21 protein-coding genes are annotated in these 19,543 nt (G+C 60.7%); 18 read left to right on the forward strand and 3 right to left on the reverse strand.

The window, feature by feature from the left end:
- Positions 1 to 1,004, reverse strand: a 1,004-nt coding sequence (locus ACFRFQ_RS00005; protein ID WP_378651453.1) for an SRPBCC family protein, incomplete at its 3' end; no start/stop codon positions are given.
- Positions 1,005 to 1,181: 177 nt separating this feature from the next.
- Positions 1,182 to 1,649, reverse strand: a complete 468-nt coding sequence (locus tag ACFRFQ_RS00010; protein ID WP_378651455.1) for a pyridoxamine 5'-phosphate oxidase family protein — start codon at positions 1,647 to 1,649, stop codon at positions 1,182 to 1,184.
- Between the two features lie 191 nt (positions 1,650 to 1,840).
- Between ACFRFQ_RS00010 and ACFRFQ_RS00015 the strand changes: the two genes are divergently transcribed.
- The 12 genes from ACFRFQ_RS00015 (at position 1,841) to ACFRFQ_RS00070 (ending at position 12,118) form a co-directional block, all read left to right on the forward strand.
- Positions 1,841 to 2,155: a hypothetical protein gene (locus tag ACFRFQ_RS00015; protein ID WP_378651457.1), complete on the forward strand. Its 315-nt coding sequence runs from the start codon at positions 1,841 to 1,843 to the stop codon at positions 2,153 to 2,155.
- A 106-nt stretch (positions 2,156 to 2,261) separates the two neighbouring features.
- Positions 2,262 to 3,428: an acyl-CoA dehydrogenase family protein gene (locus ACFRFQ_RS00020; protein ID WP_378653461.1), complete on the forward strand. Its 1,167-nt coding sequence runs from the start codon at positions 2,262 to 2,264 to the stop codon at positions 3,426 to 3,428.
- Positions 3,428 to 4,195 carry an SDR family NAD(P)-dependent oxidoreductase gene (locus ACFRFQ_RS00025; RefSeq protein ID WP_378651458.1) on the forward strand — a complete coding sequence of 256 codons (768 nt, stop codon included), beginning with the start codon at positions 3,428 to 3,430 and terminating at the stop codon, positions 4,193 to 4,195. Before ACFRFQ_RS00020 ends, ACFRFQ_RS00025 begins: the two co-directional genes overlap by 1 nt.
- A complete protein-coding gene (locus tag ACFRFQ_RS00030; RefSeq protein ID WP_378651461.1) occupies positions 4,195 to 5,436 on the forward strand; it encodes a CaiB/BaiF CoA transferase family protein in 1,242 nt (413 codons plus the stop codon). The genes ACFRFQ_RS00025 and ACFRFQ_RS00030 overlap by 1 nt, the downstream gene beginning before the upstream one ends.
- Positions 5,436 to 6,257, forward strand: a complete 822-nt coding sequence (locus ACFRFQ_RS00035) for an enoyl-CoA hydratase/isomerase family protein (RefSeq protein WP_378651463.1) — start codon at positions 5,436 to 5,438, stop codon at positions 6,255 to 6,257. The genes ACFRFQ_RS00030 and ACFRFQ_RS00035 overlap by 1 nt, the downstream gene beginning before the upstream one ends.
- Before the next feature lie 29 nt (positions 6,258 to 6,286).
- The gene (locus tag ACFRFQ_RS00040) at positions 6,287 to 7,432 is read left to right on the forward strand and encodes a thiolase family protein (protein ID WP_378651465.1); all 1,146 of its coding nucleotides are present in this window, start codon (positions 6,287 to 6,289) and stop codon (positions 7,430 to 7,432) included.
- Between the two features lie 12 nt (positions 7,433 to 7,444).
- Positions 7,445 to 8,593 (forward strand): acyl-CoA dehydrogenase family protein, encoded by a 1,149-nt coding sequence (locus tag ACFRFQ_RS00045; RefSeq protein WP_378651467.1) that lies wholly within the window; start codon positions 7,445 to 7,447, stop codon positions 8,591 to 8,593.
- A gap of 149 nt (positions 8,594 to 8,742) precedes the next feature.
- Positions 8,743 to 9,348, forward strand: a complete 606-nt coding sequence (locus ACFRFQ_RS00050; RefSeq protein ID WP_378651470.1) for a TetR/AcrR family transcriptional regulator — start codon at positions 8,743 to 8,745, stop codon at positions 9,346 to 9,348.
- A gap of 38 nt (positions 9,349 to 9,386) precedes the next feature.
- Positions 9,387 to 9,854 carry a hypothetical protein gene (locus ACFRFQ_RS00055; RefSeq protein ID WP_378651473.1) on the forward strand — a complete coding sequence of 156 codons (468 nt, stop codon included), beginning with the start codon at positions 9,387 to 9,389 and terminating at the stop codon, positions 9,852 to 9,854.
- Positions 9,855 to 10,131: 277 nt separating this feature from the next.
- Entirely contained in the window at positions 10,132 to 10,614 is a 483-nt protein-coding gene (locus tag ACFRFQ_RS00060; protein WP_378651476.1) for a VOC family protein, read from the forward strand.
- Entirely contained in the window at positions 10,611 to 11,456 is an 846-nt protein-coding gene (locus tag ACFRFQ_RS00065) for an SDR family oxidoreductase (protein ID WP_378651479.1), read from the forward strand. The genes ACFRFQ_RS00060 and ACFRFQ_RS00065 overlap by 4 nt, the downstream gene beginning before the upstream one ends.
- Complete coding sequence (locus ACFRFQ_RS00070) at positions 11,453 to 12,118, forward strand: TetR/AcrR family transcriptional regulator (RefSeq protein WP_378651481.1); 666 nt, start codon at positions 11,453 to 11,455, stop codon at positions 12,116 to 12,118. Before ACFRFQ_RS00065 ends, ACFRFQ_RS00070 begins: the two co-directional genes overlap by 4 nt.
- Before the next feature lie 6 nt (positions 12,119 to 12,124).
- Here ACFRFQ_RS00070 and ACFRFQ_RS00075 read toward each other — a convergent pair whose 3' ends face one another.
- The gene (locus ACFRFQ_RS00075; protein WP_378651484.1) at positions 12,125 to 12,790 is read right to left on the reverse strand and encodes a TetR/AcrR family transcriptional regulator; all 666 of its coding nucleotides are present in this window, start codon (positions 12,788 to 12,790) and stop codon (positions 12,125 to 12,127) included.
- Between the two features lie 92 nt (positions 12,791 to 12,882).
- Here ACFRFQ_RS00075 and ACFRFQ_RS00080 point away from each other — a divergent pair, with 92 nt between their 5' ends.
- From ACFRFQ_RS00080 to ACFRFQ_RS00105, 6 genes are all read left to right on the forward strand, one after another.
- Positions 12,883 to 14,181, forward strand: coding sequence for a hypothetical protein (locus ACFRFQ_RS00080; protein ID WP_378651487.1), 1,299 nt, complete (start codon positions 12,883 to 12,885; stop codon positions 14,179 to 14,181).
- Between the two features lie 11 nt (positions 14,182 to 14,192).
- Complete coding sequence (locus ACFRFQ_RS00085; RefSeq protein ID WP_378651490.1) at positions 14,193 to 15,605, forward strand: acyl-CoA reductase; 1,413 nt, start codon at positions 14,193 to 14,195, stop codon at positions 15,603 to 15,605.
- Positions 15,598 to 16,581, forward strand: coding sequence for an aldo/keto reductase (locus ACFRFQ_RS00090; RefSeq protein WP_378651493.1), 984 nt, complete (start codon positions 15,598 to 15,600; stop codon positions 16,579 to 16,581). The genes ACFRFQ_RS00085 and ACFRFQ_RS00090 overlap by 8 nt, the downstream gene beginning before the upstream one ends.
- Before the next feature lie 75 nt (positions 16,582 to 16,656).
- Positions 16,657 to 18,102 (forward strand): aldehyde dehydrogenase family protein, encoded by a 1,446-nt coding sequence (locus ACFRFQ_RS00095; protein ID WP_378651496.1) that lies wholly within the window; start codon positions 16,657 to 16,659, stop codon positions 18,100 to 18,102.
- Positions 18,099 to 18,530, forward strand: coding sequence for a carboxymuconolactone decarboxylase family protein (locus ACFRFQ_RS00100; RefSeq protein WP_378651499.1), 432 nt, complete (start codon positions 18,099 to 18,101; stop codon positions 18,528 to 18,530). The genes ACFRFQ_RS00095 and ACFRFQ_RS00100 overlap by 4 nt, the downstream gene beginning before the upstream one ends.
- Entirely contained in the window at positions 18,527 to 19,441 is a 915-nt protein-coding gene (locus ACFRFQ_RS00105) for an NAD(P)-dependent oxidoreductase (RefSeq protein WP_378651502.1), read from the forward strand. Before ACFRFQ_RS00100 ends, ACFRFQ_RS00105 begins: the two co-directional genes overlap by 4 nt.
- Positions 19,442 to 19,543 lie beyond the last annotated feature (102 nt).

Consider the following 19,543-nt stretch of genomic DNA (forward strand, 5'->3'; position numbering starts at 1 on the left):
GCGGTGGGCCAGTAGTGGTAGGTGAGGTACCAGCCTGGTGCCCAGATGAGGAGCATGAAGTTGGGGAAGATGGTGAAGCTGTCTTCGCCCCAGGCTGCGTGGCGGGCGGGGTTGAGTGTGGGGGGTAGGGGGTCGAGGCCTTCGATGTCGGGGCGGTCCCAGGGGCCGAAGAGGCCGCTGCGGAGTGCGCGTTCGATGGGTTTGACCATGTTGAGGTCTTTCGGCGGTGCCATTCCGCCCCAGGAGGAGATGAGGGAGTGGGGTCCGTCGAGTTCGTAGTGGAGTGCTTCGAAGCCGGTGGCGGCGAGTTTGTCTGCTTCGGCTTTGGTTGCCTGCTTCTGGTGCAGGATGGGGGCGTGGTAGAACTCGGCGAATGCGTCGATGAAGAGTTTCCAGTTGCTGCCGATTTCGGCGCGGTAGCTGTAGACCTCGGTCATTTCGTGGAAGGGGTAGCCTTCGACGCCTTTGAGCATGGGGCCGAGGTATTCCTCGAGGCTCTGTTGGGGGTTGAGGTTGACGAAGATGAAGCCTTGCCAGGTTTCGCAGGTGACTTCGACGAGTCCGTAGTCTTGTTTGTCGACGTCGAAGAATTCGCCTTCTTGTTGGATGAAGGAGAGTTTGCCGTCGAGGTCGTAGCGCCAGGCGTGGTATTTGCAGGTGAATTGGCGGCAGGTGCCTGAGGTTTCGTCGCCGGGGATTTCGTTCCATACCAGCTTGTTTCCGCGGTGTCGGCAGACGTTGTGGAATGCGCGGATGGTTCCGTCGGCGCCTTTGACGATGATGAGGGAGGTGTTGACGGCGGCGAGTTCTTTGGTGAAGTAGCTGCCGGTGCGGGGGACTCGTTCGACGCGTCCGACGTTGAGCCAGGTGCGTTTGAAGATTGCTTCGCGTTCGGCTTCGTAGTGTTCGGGGTCGATGGAGTCGGTGTAGTCGACGGGTGCGGTGCCGAGGTGGGGATACTGTTCGGTCCAGCTTCCCGCGGCCGGTTTGGCGAAGTGTGGCACGGTCTACCTCTCGTTCTCATGTTCGTGTTCCGCCGCGATGCCGAAGCGTGAATGGCTGTGCACTGCGGCTGGTTCGGCTGGTACAGAAGATTTCTGAAGGATGCACTCTCTCGAATGAGAATGCGATTCTCAACAACGAAATTCAGACTGCCATATGCGAATGTCGGTAGTCAACCGCTATCGCCGGAGTTTGGAGAAATCCCAGCTCACGATGTTCTCGGGAACGAGTTGGAGCCAGCCGTGCCTGCCGTCGTAACTGAAGTTCCCGCCGTTGCCTATGTACTTGTCGGCAAACAGGCGCTCAGGGGTGATCAACTCCGCATCCGGTTCTCCGCGGCGAGGTATTTCGCCTACTTGTCGAACCTTTCCTTCCAGCTCAACGCCGCGTAAGCCGAGGAAGTCCGTATCTCCCTCGTCGACGATGACACTTACGCGGGGATCGAGTTCGAGATCGGTCCAGCGTCTGCTTCGGGTGAGGGAGTTGAGCCAGAGTGAAGTTCCGTCCCAGACGAACCACAGGGCGCTGACGTGCGGTCTTCCGCTCGGGCCGACAGTTGCAACTCGGCAGATCGGTTGTGTGGAGAGGAATGCAGTGCGTTCCTCCTCTGTCATGGCGATAGTGGTTCCACGACGCTGTCCTGACATTTTTCCTCCTGCGAATAGTCAAAGAGAGCTTGATTCTCTAGTATGGAGAATATAATTTCCTAGAAGTCGTCAATTTGGACGATCCACCGACGAGCGCCGGTCGGCGCGGCCTGATTTCTTCGCGTCGACACTCGATGCCCACAGATTCGGCTCTGCTCGGCGATCGACCTATCGAAAAGGGGAGGTTCACCATGACCGCACCAATACCTTTGCGGCCGGGAGGCCAGCTCGCCAGTGCCGTGTGCACCACGCGGGTGATCGTCGTCCGCGCGCCCGCAGCCGGAAACCCTGTAATCGCTTGTGGGGGCAGCCCAATGGTTCCCGCTGCGCCGGGCCAGGCTGCCGCCTCAGCAGTCACCGACGCAGTCACGCTCATCGGAAAACGCTATGTAGACGCCAATCAGAGCCTCGAAGTGCTGTGCACGTCGTCCGGAGTGGGCGAGTTGAGTTGCGACGGCGTTGCCATGACCCTCAAGGCTGCCAAGGCGCTCCCTGCCTCCGATTGAACACGTAACAGCAACAAAAGTCGGTACGGGGAGTTCGGGCAACCGGGCGCCGCGCCGGCGAGTCTTCAGGTGATGCACAGCAGAGGAGTCGATTGTGTCCGGCGGTATGAATTTCGAACTGACCGAGGATCAGGAATTGATCCGTAAGTCGGTCGCTGAACTGGTGAAGAAGTTCGACGATCAGTACTGGATGGAGAAGGACCGGGCGCACGAGTTCCCTGTCGAGTTCTACAACGCCATCGCCGAGGGGGGTTGGCTGGGAATGACCATCCCCGAGGAATACGGCGGTCATGGGCTCGGAATCACCGAAGCCACACTACTTCTCGAAGAGGTCGCCAAGTCCGGCGGCGGTATGAACGCGGCCAGCTCGATTCACCTGTCCATCTTCGGAATGCACCCCGTGGTCGTCCACGGATCCGATGAACTCAAGGCACGAACTTTGCCGCGCATCGCGTCGGGCGACCTGCATGTCTGCTTCGGAGTAACGGAACCCGGCGCCGGCTTGGACACGTCTCGGATCTCGACCTTCGCCAAGCGCGACGGAGACCACTACGTGGTCAACGGACGTAAGGTGTGGATCTCGAAAGCACTTGAATCCGAGAAGATTCTTCTTCTGACCCGTACCGAGCGTTATGACGACGTCACGAAGAAGACCGACGGAATGACTCTGTTCCTGACCGATCTGGACCGCAGTTGTGTCGATATCCGGCCGATCGCGAAGATGGGTCGAAACGCCGTCACGTCCAACGAGTTGTTCATCGACAATCTTCGGATTCCCGTCGAGGACAGGGTGGGAGAGGAAGGCAAGGGATTCTCGTACCTCCTCGACGGATTGAATCCGGAACGCATGCTCATCGCATCCGAGGCGCTCGGCATTGGCCGGGTGGCACTCGAGAAGGCCGTGAAGTATGCCAACGAGCGTGAGGTATTCGGTCGGCCGATCGGCATGAATCAGGGCATTCAGTTTCCGCTTGCGGACGCGCTTGCCCATCTTGATGCCGCAGAGCTGGTGTTGCGCAAGGCAACCTGGTTGTACGACCAGGGAAATCAATGCGGCCGCGAAGCGAACACAGCCAAATATCTTTGTGCCGAAGCAGGTTTTGCCGCCGCGGACCGAGCACTGCAAACTCACGGCGGGATGGGCTATTCCGAGGAATACCACGTCGCTCGCTACTTCCGTGAGGCCCGACTGATGAGGATTGCACCCATCAGTCAGGAAATGATTTTGAACTATCTGGGATCACATACTTTGGGAATGCCGAGGAGCTACTGATGACCGCAACCAATCCGATGTTCGACTTGACGGGACGATCAGCACTGGTCACCGGCGCGGCCGGCGGTATCGGCTCCGCCGTTGCGCGGGCGTTTGCGACGGCCGGAGCGACCGTGCTGGTTACCGACGTCGACGGCGACGCGGCAGCTGCTGTTGCAGAACGCATTACGGCGTCGGGCGGCAAGGCGGACAGCTTTGCCCTCGACGTCAGGGACCGTGCTGCCGCGGACGCCGCGGTGGCACGTGCGGCCGGGTTCACCGAGGGGAAGCTGCACATCCTGGTGAACAATGCCGGAGTGACCGCGCCCGCGATGTTCAAGGATCTGGCGCAGGATTCGTTCCAGCGGATGCTCGACATCCACCTGCTCGGGGCTTTCCATTGCTCGCAGGCAGCTTTGCCCTTCCTGGCCACCGACGGGACGGGGCGAATCATCAACGTGACGTCTTCGGCCGGAATCACCGGAACGCTTGGTCAGGTGAACTACTCGGCCGCGAAGGCCGGGATCATCGGCCTGACCAAGTCTCTGGCTCGGGAACTGGCGCGCAAGAACATCCTGGTGAACGCACTCGCTCCGTTGGCTGCCACGCCGATGACCGAGACCATCCGCACCGATGAGAAGTTCGCCGCGAACATGATGACACGAATCCCGTTGCGACGCTGGGCGGAGCCCGAGGAAATCGCGGGTGCCTTTGTGTTCCTGGCATCGAATGCCTCGTCCTTCGTCACCGGGCAGGTGCTGCCGGTGGATGGTGGCATGGTGATGTGATGTCAGGTTCGGACCCTGCCGCGTGCTCCTCTGCTACATCAGTGGGGCCGCTCGCGGGAATTACCGTGGTGACGTTGGAGCAAGCCGTGTCCGCTCCGATGTGTACACGTACGTTGGCGGATTTCGGCGCCCGCGTGATCAAGGTCGAAAATCCGCAGGGCGGCGATTTTGCGCGAGACTACGACGATGTCGTGAATGGTCTTGCCGCCCATTTTGTCTGGGCCAATCGTGGTAAGGAATCGGTCACGCTGAACTTGAAGTCCGACGCCGGGATCGAAACCATGCACCGACTGTTGGACAAGGCTCACGTGTTGGTGTCGAACTTGGCGCCCGGTGCGATGGCACGACTTCGCCTGTCTGCGAGTGATCTGGCCGAACGGCATCCGGATCTGATCACCGTGGAAATCGACGGCTACGGCGCCGGCGGTCCGCTGTCGCACAAGCGGGCGTACGACCTTCTCGTCCAGGCAGAGTCCGGTGCGTGTGCCGTGACCGGCCGCCCGGGTGAGCCGGCAAAACCCGGACCACCCGTCGCCGACATCTCCTCGGGTTTGTATGCGGCGCTGTCGATTCTGGCGCTCCTGTGCGGCAAGGGTCGTGGACATGGAGGCGACCTGTCGTCGGTGTCGGTGAGCCTGTTCGACACCATGACGGAGTTGATGGGTTATCCGCTCACGTACACGAAGTACTCGGGGATCGATCAGCAACCATTGGGAATGAGTTCGCCTGCTGTTTCCCCGTACGGTTCGTACGGGACCAGAGACGGGCAGACGGTTGTACTCGGCACGACCAACGACCGGGAATGGCAGCGACTTGCCCGAGAGATACTGGGACGTCCCGACCTTGCGGATGACACACGGTTTTCCGGTAACGCCGGGAGGGTTCGTCATCGGGACATTCTCGATGGAGCCATCGAATCATGGTGTGGTCAGCACGATCTCGAGCATATTCAGAAGATTGCCGACGCCGCTGGAATCGGAAACTCTCGCTACAACCTCCCCAGCGAAGTGCTCGAGCATCCACAACTGAGTGCTCGTGACCGCTGGCGGCAGATCGATACACCGGCCGGTCCGATCGAGGCATTGCTGCCGCCGCCGATCATTGCCGGATTCGATCCGCCGATGGCAGCGGTGCCGGGACTCGGCGAACACACGGACCGGGTTCTCGCGGACTTCGGCTTTACCGGAGACGACATCGCCGCGCTGCGCGGCGACGGCGCGATCGGACCGGCGTACTGCTGATGGCGGACGAGAAAAACACATCGGTGGCGCCCGGCCCCGTCTTGCTGACCGAGGACCGTGACGGTGTCCGGACCCTGACGCTCAACCGCCCGCACCGTAAGAATGCGATCAACCCGGAACTATGGTCAGCGCTGCGTGATTCGCTGGTATCCCTCGAGATCAACCGCGACGTCCGAGCGTTGGTCATCGAGGGGGCAGGCGGCGCCTTCTGCTCGGGTGCGGATCTATCGGAAATCGCCGACATCCACCCCATGCACAAGTTGCGCGTACTCACCGATGTTGCCCTACTGCTCCACGAACTGCCGATACCTACTGTCGCCAAGGTATCCGGGGTGGCCGTCGGTGCAGGGTGGAATCTGGCGCTCGGGTGCGATCTCGTGGTGGCCACGCCCGAATCGACATTTTCGCAGATATTTTCCAAGCGGGGACTGTCGTTGGACCTCGGTGGATCATGGCTACTGCCGAAGCTTGTCGGCCTGCAGCAGGCCAAACGCCTCGTTCTGCTCGCCGAGACCATCGGTGCCGATGAAGCCGAAGCCTTGGGGCTGGTGACCTGGGTTGTGCCGAAATCGGAGATCGACGAATATGCCCGTGACCTGGCACAGCGTCTGGCGGCCGGACCACCGATCGCGCTGGCGCAGAGCAAGTCGTTGTTGAACGAAGGTGCCGACCGCACGATGCGGGATGCGCTCGCCAACGAGGCGCGCGCGCAGGCAATGAATTTCGGTACCTCCGACGCACCGGAGGCGTACGCCGCATTCGCGGAGAAACGTGAACCTCGATTTGCCGGCCGCTGGGCCGTGCCGCGAATCGGTAGTTGAACAGAAATCAGTTCGGAGAGTGGAGAGACATGCGTGAAGTTGTAATCGCCGAAGCAGTTCGGACTCCGGTGGGTAGGCGTAACGGCGGGTTGTCGAGCGTGCATCCGGCGGACTTGTCCTCAGTGGTCCTCGCCGCCCTGGCCGAGCGCACCGGTATCGATCCCGGCGTCGTCGACGACGTGATCTGGGGTTGCGTCTCCCAGGTCGGTGACCAGTCGAGCAATATCGGCCGCTACTCGGTACTTGCAGCGGGATGGCCCGAGTCCATCCCCGGTACGACGGTCAACCGAGCGTGCGGTTCGAGTCAGCAGGCACTCGATTTTGCGGTGCAGGCCGTCATGTCGGGTCAGCAGGATGTTGTTGTCGCCGGTGGCGTCGAGGTCATGAGCCGGGTTCCGCTTGGAGCCGCCAAGGCGTCCGGGCAGCCATACGGCCCCAAAGTCTTCGAACGATACGACAATTTCTCGTTCAATCAGGGATTGTCTGCGGAGGGCATCGCACAGAAGTGGGCTCTGACGCGTACACATCTCGACGAGTTCTCCGCACTCTCACACGAGCGCGCTGCGGCAGCCCAGGACGACGGTGCATTTGAAAGCCAGATCGTCTCGGTGTCAACAGATTCCGGAACAGTCTCGGTCGACGAGGGTATTCGCCGCGGAACCTCGGTGGAGACACTCGCGAAGTTGAAACCCGCATTTGCAGACGACGGAGTCATACATGCCGGCAACTCGTCGCAGATTTCCGACGGCGCCGCAGCACTGTTGGTGACGACGCCGGAGCGGGCACGCCAGCTCGGACTGACGCCGATCGTCCGCTACTGCGCCGGTGCTGTGACCGGTTCCGATCCGGTGCTCATGCTCACTGGTCCGATTCCGGCAACGGACAAGGTCTTGAAGAAGGCGCGGGTCGACCTGAACGAGGTCGGAGTGTTCGAGGTCAACGAAGCCTTCGCGTCGGTGCCGCTGGCGTGGCTCGCTGAAACCGGTGCGGATCCGGCATTGATGAACCCGCTCGGCGGTGCCATCGCGCTCGGACATCCACTCGGGGGATCCGGGGCGGTTTTGATGACTCGAATGATTCATCACATGCGCTACAACGGAATTCAGTACGGATTGCAAACCATGTGTGAGGGTGGCGGCACCGCAAATGCCACGCTCGTCGAACTGGCTGTGTGAGGAAGAGACAAAATGCGTAGAGATGTGTTCACTCCCGATCACGAGGCATTCCGTAAGCTCGCCCGCGATTTCATCGAGAAGCATGTTGTGCCCGAGTACCCGTCGTGGGAAAAGGCCGGTCAGATGCCGAGGGCGACTTTCGAACAACTCGGCTCGTTGGGACTGCTCGGCACCGCCATCCCCGAGGAATACGGGGGAGCGGGGATGCCCGACTATCGATACAACGTCATCTTGCAGGAGGAGTCGGCGCGCGCTCTGGTCACACTGAGCACGGTTCGCACACAGCTCGATGTGATTCTCCCGTATTTCCTTGCTTACGCTAATGACGAGCAGCGATCACGCTGGTTCCCCGGATTGGCGGCGGGAACCCTTCTGTCGGCAATTGCGATGACGGAACCGGGTACCGGTTCGGATCTTGCGGGCGTACGCACCACTGCGGTGCGCGACGGGGACGAGTACGTCGTCAACGGTGCCAAGACATTCATCACCGGCGGACTGCTCGCCGATCTCGTGATCGTGGTCGCCCGCACGTCGACGGATCCGGAGAATCGGCGTGCCGGTCTGTCGCTGTTGGTCGTCGAGGATGGAATGCCTGGGTTTACCCGTGGGCGTGTTCTCGACAAGATGGGCTGCAAGGTTCAAGACACAGTCGAGTTGTCCTTCGACACTGTGCGAGTGCCTGTCGCCAACAGATTGGGCGACGAGGGCGCCGCGTTCGGTTACCTCGGTCGCAATCTTCCTCAGGAGCGGATGACTGTTGCCGTGGGTTCGGTGGCTCAGGCTCGCGCCGCGGTGACGGCGACTATCGAGTACGTCAAGGAACGCAAGGCCTTCGGGACGCCGGTTGCGTCGTTCCAGAATACGAAGTTCGAGTTGGCCGCGATGTCGGCTGAGGTCGAGGCCGGACAGGCGATGATCGATCGGGCGGTACTCGATCTGGTCGACGGCGAATTGTCGGGTGCTGATGCAGCGCGGGTCAAGTTGTTCTGCACCGAAATGCAAGCGCGTGTGGTCGACCGATGCCTTCAGCTTTTCGGTGGTTACGGCTACATGATGGAGTATCCGATCGCGCGACTCTATACAGATGCACGTGTGGCCCGTATCTATGCAGGTACGAGTGAGGTTATGAAGGTGATAATCGCGAAGTCCCTTGGCTTGTAGGCGATTTGCGACTTCCTGCTCGGGTGGGCGCCGAAAGCGACAGGTTAGCTGTGACCTGTTGCGTAACTGTGCGCTGGATGAGACGCTTGTCACAGAGCTGAAAACAACCTACTGTGTGTTCAGTAGGTTGTTTTGAGCAGAGGAGTTCGATGTCCGCGCAGCGCCCGTATGCCACTCTCTTAGCAAAGGGCGAAGACCGGAAACAGCTTATCCTTTCCGCTGCTCAGCGACTGCTGACACTAAATGGGTGGCGCAGTACGACGCTTGCACAGATCGCTGGTGAAGCCGGTGTGACGTCCGCTGGACTTTTGCACCACTTCGAGTCCAAGGAACAGTTGTTGCATGCCGTGTTGGACGCGCGGGATGCGGATGACGACGCTCATGCTGATCGAACCGGCGATGTCTTGGAACAGCTCGAGCAAGTTGGCGCGCGGTTCGAACGTTCGCCTCACTTGATCGGCATGTACTCGGTGCTCTTGATCGAGAGTTTGGATCCGGAGGCCCCGTTGCATGGTCGCTTGCTCGCTCGGCAGCGTGCGGCCATCGACACGATTGCCGCAGGTATCCTGCGCGGTCAACGCGCAGGCAAGTACCGCAATGATATTGACCCGGCCGTCAAGGCCGTAGAGATTGTCGCGTTTCTCAACGGAATGGAGACCTCATGGCTGCTCGATCGTTCGATTCCACTGACCGAAATATTCAAGGACTACACGCGATCGCTGACTCGACAGCTCGCGCTCGTAGGCACAGTCTGAGGTACCGTCTTGCCGTCCTCGCGCCGACTGTTGCCGACGTGGTGCGTCATGCAGGCGGGTGGATGTTCGACCAGGTGATGGCCGGCTGGGACGTCACGGTAATCATCGAAAAGCACGAGAATACTCGGCCGTTGCAGATTCTCGGCGCAACCACATTGGATCTGGAGTCTGTCATGGCCTCGCCCAACGGGCCGCGCCCGCAGGCGATTGCTCTGGCAGGTGACCTGTTCGAGTCCAACGCGATGGTGCGTGAAGGATTGCTCGATACCCTGGATCGCGGCATCATCGACGTCACGTTGTGGGGTGACAAGGTTCCGAGCGATCTTGCTCATCACTTCGGGCCGAGTTCGCACCAGTTGAGCCGCGCTGCAATGGTTTTCAAGTCACATGCGCTTGCTGCCGCATCCAGTTCGCCCGATCCCGTCAGTGCAACCGAATCGTTTCGTGGGGTCAGCCTGTTCGGAAAGTGTCCGGCGGACGGAGTGAACCTCGTGTCAGTCGGTTAGTGAACTACTTCCCGCGCACAGTCCGTGCGGGAAGGATCGAGAAGCCACCTGCTCCGGCTGTTGACACGCATATCGTGTATCAACAGCCGGAGCATTGTCGTGGAAGCGGTGTTGCTTTGGAAAGCGTTGGTCGCGTGAAGGTTTGGTGGGATCCTGCAATTCCCTTGCTTTGCGCGCCCTGAAGTGAGAATATTCTTCTCATGTCAAAGAATTATGTTCTGGGTGTTGCGTGCGCACGGGTGTCACAGAGGGCGCCGCAGATCGATGTGACCGCGGAATGAAGGCCGAGGATCTTTTCCATCTCGGGATCGTCACCGAGACCTTCGAGCAGACCAGGGGCGAACTGTCGTCGCTGTTCGGATACGAATGGGGCCCTGAGGTCGGTGGCCCGATCGACGTCACACTGCCGAGCGGTGACACCACTGTTGACCTGCGATGTGCGTATTCGGTGACCGCGCCGCGGGTGGAAATCATTCGCGCCGTTCCGCAGTCGTCTCTGTGGGATGCAACTAAGGGGCAGGGTATTCATCATGTCGGGTACTGGTCCGACGACGTCGCGGCAGACTCTGCTGAGCTTGCAGGCCACGGATACATCACCGAGGCAACACGTCTCGGACCTGATGGCATCCCGTTCTTCTCGTTCCAGTGCAGTCCGTGGGGATTTCGGATCGAACTTGTGAGCCGAACCGCGAAGACAGGCCTTGAACAGTGCTGGGCGGCGCCCGTCGCACGAGAAGTGGAAGTTGGTGCGCAGTCATGACAACTGTCGGGGTAGTGACCGGCGCGGGACGAGGCATGGGTTTTGCTTGCGCGCGGCGTCTGACCGACTCGGTAGACCGATTGCTGCTGGTCGACCTGGATCCGGAAACCGTCACAGCGGCAGCAGCTGAGCTCTCCGAAACCGGCAGCGCTGTCGTGGAACCGTTTGTTCTCGATGTCACGGACCCTGTCGGCCTTACGCGTCTGGTGGATCGGGTGCGTGAACTCGGAACTCTGCGGGCGGTCGCGCACGTTGCCGGAATCTCGCCGACCATGGCCGATTGGCGCAGGATCTTTTCCGTCGATCTTGTGGGTACGGCGTTGCTTGCGAATGCGTTGCGTCCGCTCGCCACGGCCGGAACGGCAATGGTGTGTTTTGCATCCATGGCGCCGACGCTGGCGTCGCTCGCACCGGATGCAGCTACCGCTGCGGCATTGGAAGATCCTCTGCGAGAGCACTTTCTGGACGAGATCTACGAAGCAGTCGGACCGGCGATCGAACACACCGGTGCAGCGTACGCGTGGGCGAAATACGGTGTTCAACGTTTCGTGAAGAACGAGGCCGTGCGGTTGGGTTCCGTCGGTGCCCGCGTCTGCTCGCTGTCGCCCGGACTGATCGACACCCCTCAAGGCCGACAGGAAGCCGAGAATAACGCGCATCTGAGTGCGCTGGTCGCGCAGACGCCTCTCTCCCGCACCGGTAGTGCTGACGAAGTAGCAGCAGTCGTGGCGTTCCTGCTCTCGGACGACGCGAGCTTCCTCAACGGAACAGATATTCTCGTCGACGGTGGAATCTGCGCCGCGGTGCACACCAGCGGCGGACTGAGTACGGCTCGTTCGTGACGGAGTATCTTCTGCCGATGGACATGAGTGGCTCGGCAACCGAACCGACACAAGATCTGGCAACCCGCATCGCTGCGCGGGCTTTGGCAGATCGCGGTGCTGTGTACGCAAGCGAGGTCCGCAGATTGCTTGACGCCGCATTGGTGGTCATCAGGTCGCTGGGAACGAACTCTCGCCCTCGGGTTGCCGATATCGTGGCCCAAGCCGGACTGTCCAACGATGTCTTCTATCGGCATTTCAAGTCGAAAGATGCACTGGTATCAGCAATCTTGGAGGATGGTTCCGAGCGTTTGGCAACGTATGTTGCACATCAGATGGACAAGGAGACGACCCCAGAGGAGAAGGTTAGGCGGTGGGTCGAAGGAGTCCTGTCGCAGGCTGACGAAGATTCGGCGGCGACTACCCGCGCAGTACTCTGGAATGCGGGTGGGACGGGCGTCGGCGCTGTATCGGGACCACCGTCGGCGAGCGGTCCACTGGCGACTCTGCTGCGTGGTCCCCTTGCAGAGCTCGGCAGTGTGACACCGGAGTTCGATGCCGTACTGGCGGCGCACGCGACAGTCGGAAAGCTCTCCGACTACCTCTGGCAGCGGATTCAACCTACCGATTCGGATATCGATCGGATCACCGAATTCTGTTTACGCACAATAACGCCCGCCTAGTCGATCTCAATCGGGCCTGAGACTGCGAAGAAACAGCGCTACTGCGGACTGAACATGGCGTTCCTGGTCTATGGGATCGTGGACGATTCCGAACGAGGCCAGGCGAGCCGGACCGCCGGATGCCATGCCGAGAAAGAGTTCGGCGAGTACGTCCGGCTCCTCGGCAACGATCTCGCCGGCTTCGGCATGTCGCACGAGTAGATCTGTGACCAACTGTTTGCGCGGCCAGAATCCCGTGCCGTGTGTTCGACGAGCGATGTCCGGAAAGCGTTCCGCGTAGGTGATCGCGATCTGTTCGAGCTTGATCATCGACGGATTCAGCGCGCGGCTCAGCGCTGTCCTCGCAATGGTGGTCAATGCGACTTCCAGATTGTCGAGATCAGGTGCAGGTGGTTCTGGCACAGGCCAATCCGTACGTTGGACAGCCCAACCGAGAACCGAGCGGAAGACGGCTTCCTTCGTGGGGAATCGTGTGTACAGCGTTGGTTTGGTAGTGCCGGCCGCAGCCGCGATGGCATTCATCGACGTGCCCTCGTAGCCATGCTCGAGGAACATGGCGAGGGCGCCCTCACGGATGGCGTGATCCAGCGCGGTGGCTTGCTCGAGCGTGGGGCGCCCCCCGCGGCTTCGGCGTTGTCCGGCTGCGCCCGGTTCGGACTTGTGCGACGTCATGAACATCAGTGTGCCAGTCGAACTCAGCTATAGACAGAAAACTAAACCGATGGGTAAAGTTAATTTCGGGGGCCACATCGACTGGAGGCACAATGTCAGGGACGACCACACAGCGAGATGAGATTGTCGAGCGACTCGACGCGCGATTCCAGGAACTGCGTCAGCAGGTGCCGGTACTGAAGCAGCGGGCGGACGACGAGGGGATCACCGAAATCGCACGCCGCGAGGATATGATTCCGCTGCTGTTTCCTCACACCACGTACAAGAGTTACCCGGAATCGTTGATCGCTAAAGGTCAATGGGCACAACTTAACCGGTGGCTCGATTCGCTTTCGGCGCATCGCGTCGAGGGAGTGGACGTGTCAACCGTTGTCGATGTCGACGGGTATATCGATACCCTCGAGGCAGTCGGGCACTTGGTGTCGAGTTCGAGTGGGACGAGCGGGAAGAGTTCCTTCCTCAACAAGTCCGTACAGGATCGTGAAGTGTCCATGCAGAACATGCTGGATTGCCTGACCGACTTGGGGATTCATCGCGACAACTCGTGGCACGTCATCCCGGTCGGACCGGAAACCGGCTTGAGTGGACACAACGCCATGCGTGATCTCATCTACCAGGAGTACGGCCGGCCGGACGGTATCGAACCGCCATCGGGTGCGGCGGCAAGCGGTCACTATGCCTATATGGCGCGTCTGTCTGCCATGCGCAAGGCGATGGCAGACGGGACCGCGGCACCGGACGAGCTCGCTACGCATGAGACGGCGGCCGCTGTCCGACAAGCAGAAAACGAACGCCGCCTGCGCCATTGGGCTGAGCAGATCATCGAACACCGCACCGAGAAGATCTTCTTCAATTCACAGTTTCCGAACTTGTTCCACCTCACCGAGATTCTGAGAGAACTCGGGATGAAGGAAGGCGACATCACGGGGGAGAATGCGATGACGGCGGGCGGTGGGCTCAAGGGGATGTCACTGCCCGCCGATTACCAGAATCAGATCTTCCGCATGCTGAACATCGATCCGAGCAGGTTCTTTCACTACTACTCGATGCAAGAGTTGAATATTCGTCTGCCGAAGTGCCTGTCGGGCCGGTATCACGTGCCTGCGGAATTGGTGCTGTTCGTTCTCGACAAGAACGGCGAATCACTGGCAACCGAGTCGGACGGCAAGGTGGAAGGCCGCGCCGCGTTCTTCGACACCACCGTCGACGGACGCTGGGGCGGAACGATCACCGGAGACAAAATCTCGGTCGAACTCGGTGAATGCTCCTGTGGCCGAGTCGGTCCTACGGTTGATGCAGACATCACCCGCTATTCCGATCTGGCAGACGACGACAAGATCACCTGTGCCGGCACCACGGACGCATATGTCCGCGGATTCCTCGAGGACTGAGAGAAACATTCATGACCACGTCATCAACACTCGCACCGAGCAAGTCCAAGATCCGGGTACCCCACTTCATTCGAGGAAAGCTCGTCTGGGGTGAGGACACCGAGTATCTGTCGCGGGACTTCGGGGTTCCGTTCGTCACGCCCGCTCTGGAACTGAACACATTGTTCGTTCCTCGTACCGAGCCAGGACCGGCGTTCGACGTGCCGATCACGGACATCATCGACTTCCTGGTCGAGACGGCAAAGCATCTCACGCTCGAGACCAACGAATACCTGCAGGAATCCCTCGAGATGACCCTGCAGGTCAGCGCGCTACCCAGGCGAATCATCGAGAACACTTTCGCGCGGCCGGGGCAGTTTCTGACCCGGGAGGCGCTGGAATACCGCCTGGACCGCACCTTCGGCGATCGCAACCTACTCGACGGATGGGTGGAGCGCACCGACCCCAACGGTCGTGTGAGCCGGGTGCGGGCATTCCCGCCCAGACTCGTGCACATGCTGGCCGGAAACTCCCCGAGCGCTGCCATGACGTCGATTGCCGACGCGGCACTCGTCAAGGCCGTCAACGTCTTCAAGATGCCATCGGCCGACCCGTTCACCACTGTTGCGGTGCTGCGCACCATGTCCGACATCGAGCCGGACCATCCGATCCTGCGTTCGATGTCCGCCGTGTACTGGCGCGGCGGCGACGAGAAGGTCGAGAGCGTGCTCTACCGGTCTCAGTACTTCGACAAGCTCGTGGCGTGGGGTGGTGGCCCCGCTATCGAGAATGCCGCGAAGTACGCCGGTCCCGGCTTCCAGCTGATTTCCTTCGACCCCAAGGTCTCGATGTCCGTCATCGGACGCGAAGCCTTCGAGTCCGAAGAGACCCTGCGCGAGGTGGCGGAGCTGGCAGCGTCCGACGCCACGATCTTCAACCAGGACGCATGCCTCGCAGCGCGTCACATTGCCGTCGAAGGTGACATCGAGCAGGTGGATCGCTTCTGCGCATTGCTGTGCGAGCGTCTGGCAGTCGACCGCGACTTCGCCGAGGCGATCGGGCCGAAGACGCCACGTGATATTCGCGAAGAAGTGGAGGGAATGCGATTTCTCGAGCCCGATTACCGCATCTGGGGCAGCTACGACGGCAGTGGTCTTGTTGTCCGCTCACCGGAACCGGTGGACTTCCACCCGACGAACAAGACGGTCAACGTCGTCCCCATTGCATCGATGGCTGATGCGGCACATTTCGCGACGGTGGCAACACAGACCGTGGGTGTCTACCCGACACATCGCAAGCCTGAGGTGCGAGATCGGCTGGCAACAGCGGGAGTTCAGCGTGTGGTCAAGCTGGGTAGTGCATTGACCGGCAGCATGGGCAGTCCGCACGACGGCATGTATCCGCTGCATCGATTTGTCAACTGGGTCGTGGACGACGATGCCTGAAGCAGTGAGCAGTGCCGGCATGCCGCTGCGCGTGCTCGGCAGATCCGGTCTGCGGGTTAGCGAAATGTGTCTGGGCGCCATGACATTCGGAACGGACTGGGGCTTTGGAGCCGATGAGTCCACGTGTCAGGACATCTACAAGGAATTCCGCAGTTCCGGTGGGAATTTCATCGATACGGCCAACAACTACACCAACGGTGCGAGCGAGGCAATCCTCGGACGGCTGATCGCTTCCGAGCGCGACGATGTCGTCGTAAGCACGAAGTACACGCTCCCGACGCATCCGGGTGATCCGAATTCCGGCGGAAATCATCGGAAAAGCCTGCGTCGCAGTGTCGAAGAGAGTCTGCGGCGTCTCGGCACCGACTACATCGACTTGTTGTGGGTGCATGCATGGGATCGACAGACACCGGCCGAGGAGACGCTCCGCGGACTCGACGATCTGGTCCGCAGTGGCAAGGTCTTGGCGATCGGTGTCACCAATACTCCGGCCTGGGTCGTTGCCCGATCGAACGCAATCGCCGAGTTGCGCGGTTGGAGTGCGTACAGCGCTATGCAAGTCGAATACTCCTTGGTCGCACGTAGTCCCGATCGTGAGCTTCTTCCGATGGCACACGATTTGGATCTAGCCGTGTGTGCGTGGAGTCCATTGGCTCGCGGCCTGCTCGCCGGTAAAGGGGATCCCGAACGGCTCTCGCCTGCCGGCCGGGAGGCTCGAACCGTTGCCCACGACATTGCAGTCGAACTCGGCGTCAGCCCGGCGCAGGTTGCCCTGGCGTGGGTCATCCGTCGCGGGCTCATGCCGTCGATCGGGGCGCGCACGGTGGAACAGCTTCGAGACAACCTAGGCGCACTGCATGTGAACTTCGAGGAGGGGCAACTCGAGCGTCTCGACGCTGCATCGCGGATACGGCTGGGCTATCCGCACGATTTCCTGAACGAGCGGCGCGCGGTGTTGGAGCCGCAGCAGTTGTAGAGAGGACTCTCGACAAAGGGTCGGCACTTTGTTAGATTCTCGATATTAGAGTCGGCTTATTACGTCACCTTGTAGATGGGAAGCACGTTGGACAAGCTCGATCATTGGATCGCCGGTATTGCGGTGATGCCGACCAGTGCCGACTACATGTCCGTCACGGATCCGGCAACCGGTTGTGAGGCAAGGCAGCTCGCGTGTGGCGATGCTCGCGACGTCGACCTGGCGGTTCAGGCCGCAGTTGCTGCTGAAACGGCGTGGAAGCAGATACCGGCGCTTGCTCGGGCGCGCTTGTTCGGCGACCTCGCCCGGGCCATGCGCGCCGATTCCGCGGAGTTGGCCCGGTTGGAGATCAGCGAAACCGGCAAGCCGGAGGCCGTTGCACTGGCTGAGGTCGAGAACTCGGCAACATACTTCGATTTCTACGGCGGGCTGATCGGCATGCCGGCCGGAGACACTCTCGACGTGGCTCCGGACCAGCATGTGTACACCCGCCGTGAGGCTTTCGGAGTAATCGGCGTCATCACGCCGTGGAATGTTCCGCTGAACCAGGCAGCGAGGGCATGCGCACCGGCTCTGGCTGCCGGCAACACTGTGGTGGTCAAGCCGTCGGAGAGCACGTCGGCGTCGACGGTTCGGTTGGCCCAACTCGCGTCCGAGGTGGGTTTTCCGCCCGGAGTCTTCAACGTGGTTCTCGGTACGGGCCGAGATGCCGGTGCGGCGCTGGTGGCCCACCCGGATGTGTCCAAGGTGGCATTTACAGGTTCCGTGGACACCGGCCGTGTCATCGGGCGAATTGCGGCAGACCGAATCATCCCACTCACACTGGAATTGGGAGGAAAGTCCGCCAATATCATCTTTGCCGACGCCGATGTGGCGAAGGCCGTCGCCGGTTCGCTCCTCGCATTCACGGCTAATGCCGGCCAGGTGTGTTCAGCCGGAACCAGGCTTCTCGTTCATCGGTCGATCCACGACGAGGTTGTACAGAAGTTGGTTTCGGGTGCCGCGGCGGTGCGTCCTGGGCGCGATATCGGTCCGCTTATCACCAGAGCCCAGTTCGAGCGAGTGCAGAAATACTTCAAGGTCGCGGAATCCGAAGGTGCACAGGCTGTGACCGGCGGAACGGTATCTGCGATGGCAAAGGAAACGGGTGGGTTCTACATCGATCCCACGGTGTACATCGGTGTCGACAATTCCGCCCGGATCGCACGCGAGGAGATATTCGGACCTGTGGTTCTCGTGATCGCGTTCGATACCGAGGACGAGGCGATTGAACTGGCCAACGACTCGGATTACGGTCTGGTAGCCGGTGTTTGGACCAGCAATGTGTCGCGGGCACTGCGGGTCAGCGAGCGGATCCGTGTGGGTCAAGTGTTTGTCAACACCTGGTCCACAGGATCGGTGCAGACTCCGTTCGGCGGGTGGAAGAACAGCGGCTACGGTCGCGAAAAGGGTGTGGAGGCTCTCCATCACTACAGCCAGGTCAAGTGCGTGACCATCAAATTCGAGGGAGATTCACAGTGACACAAGAGAGCCCGCTCGATCTGGCTCACCAGACTGTCTTCGCGGCCGGTTTGGCGGTGCGTAGGGAAGTCCTCGGAGCGGAGTACGTGGATGCGGCAATGACCCGCAGTGCCGGAACTGACGGCGAAGAATTGCAGAAGTTCGTGAGTGAATTCGTGTGGGGAGGTGCATGGACCCGGCCCGGCCTCGACCGACGGAGTCGTTCGCTGATCAATCTCGGAATGCTGATCGCCCTCAGCCAGCCGCATGAGTTGTCCGTCCACGTTCGCGTCGGTCTGAGCAACGGCCTGACTCGGGGCGAGATCACCGAGGCCGTTATCCACGCCACGGCGTACGTGGGAGTTCCTCTGGGTATGGCGGCTATGCGGGTGGTTCAGGAAACCCTGACTGCAGAACTGGGCCCCCTCACAGCGGAGGTATCCGCATGAGCGTGATCCCGTTGCCGGGCAAAAGTGTCGGCCTGGTCGGGCTGGGTGCGATGGGTGGACCGATTGCCCGCAACTTCGTCAACTCGGGCCAACAGTTGATCGTCCGTGACGCCGACGCCGCATCGCAGCAACGGTTTCTCGACAGTCATCCGAGCGCTGTGGGCACAACGGATTTCGCAGACTTCTCGAAGTGCGATGTGGTGGTGCTGGTTCTGCCGACCAGCGACATCGTCGATGCCGTGGTTCTCGGTGAGGGGGGATTACTGTCGCAACTGCAGGCAGGCAGCACCATCGTGGACATGGGATCGAGCATTCCGGATCGCACCCAGAAGCTGGCTGAAGTAGCCGCCGAACAGGGTATTCGAATTGTCGACGCCCCCGTCAGCGGTGGAGTCGGACGCGCCCTGAAGGCGGATCTTGCCGTGATGGCGGGTGGTGACGCCGATGTGGTCGCAGATGTGTTGCCGCTCCTGCGCGCCACCGGATCTGCGATCATCCATGTCGGTCCGGTGGGTTCGGGACACGCTGCAAAGGCACTCAACAACCTTCTTGCCGCCAACGGCCTTGTCGCGGCGGCGGAGGCCATGTTGGTGGGTCGCAAGTTCGGCATCGATCCGGCGACCTTGCTTTCAGTGATCAACGCCAGTAGTGGCCGGAACCAGGCAACGGAGACGAAGTACGAAAAGTTTGTTTTGTCAGGAACATTCGACTCCGGTTTCGCCGCAACACTGATGCGTAAGGACATCGGCATCGCCCTGGACTTAGCTCGTTCTCAGGACGTATCCACTGTCCTCGGCGACACGCTCGGCCAGATCTGGGAAACCGCTGTCGACGGCTTGGCTCCGGGAGCGGACCAAACCGAGGTCGTGCGATACCTCGAGGAGCTTGCCCAGGTGTCGCTTCACGACTAGTGCACTGGTGATTCGCTGCGTGTGGGCTACGCGCATGCGTGTGGGCTTCGCATCGTCTTAGCTGGTGATGCGAAGCGTTCACGCGGTATGTGGTTCCGGCAG

Origin of the sequence: Rhodococcus sp. NPDC056743, assembly GCF_042790355.1 — a bacterium.
Lineage (GTDB): Bacteria > Actinomycetota > Actinomycetes > Mycobacteriales > Mycobacteriaceae > Rhodococcus_F.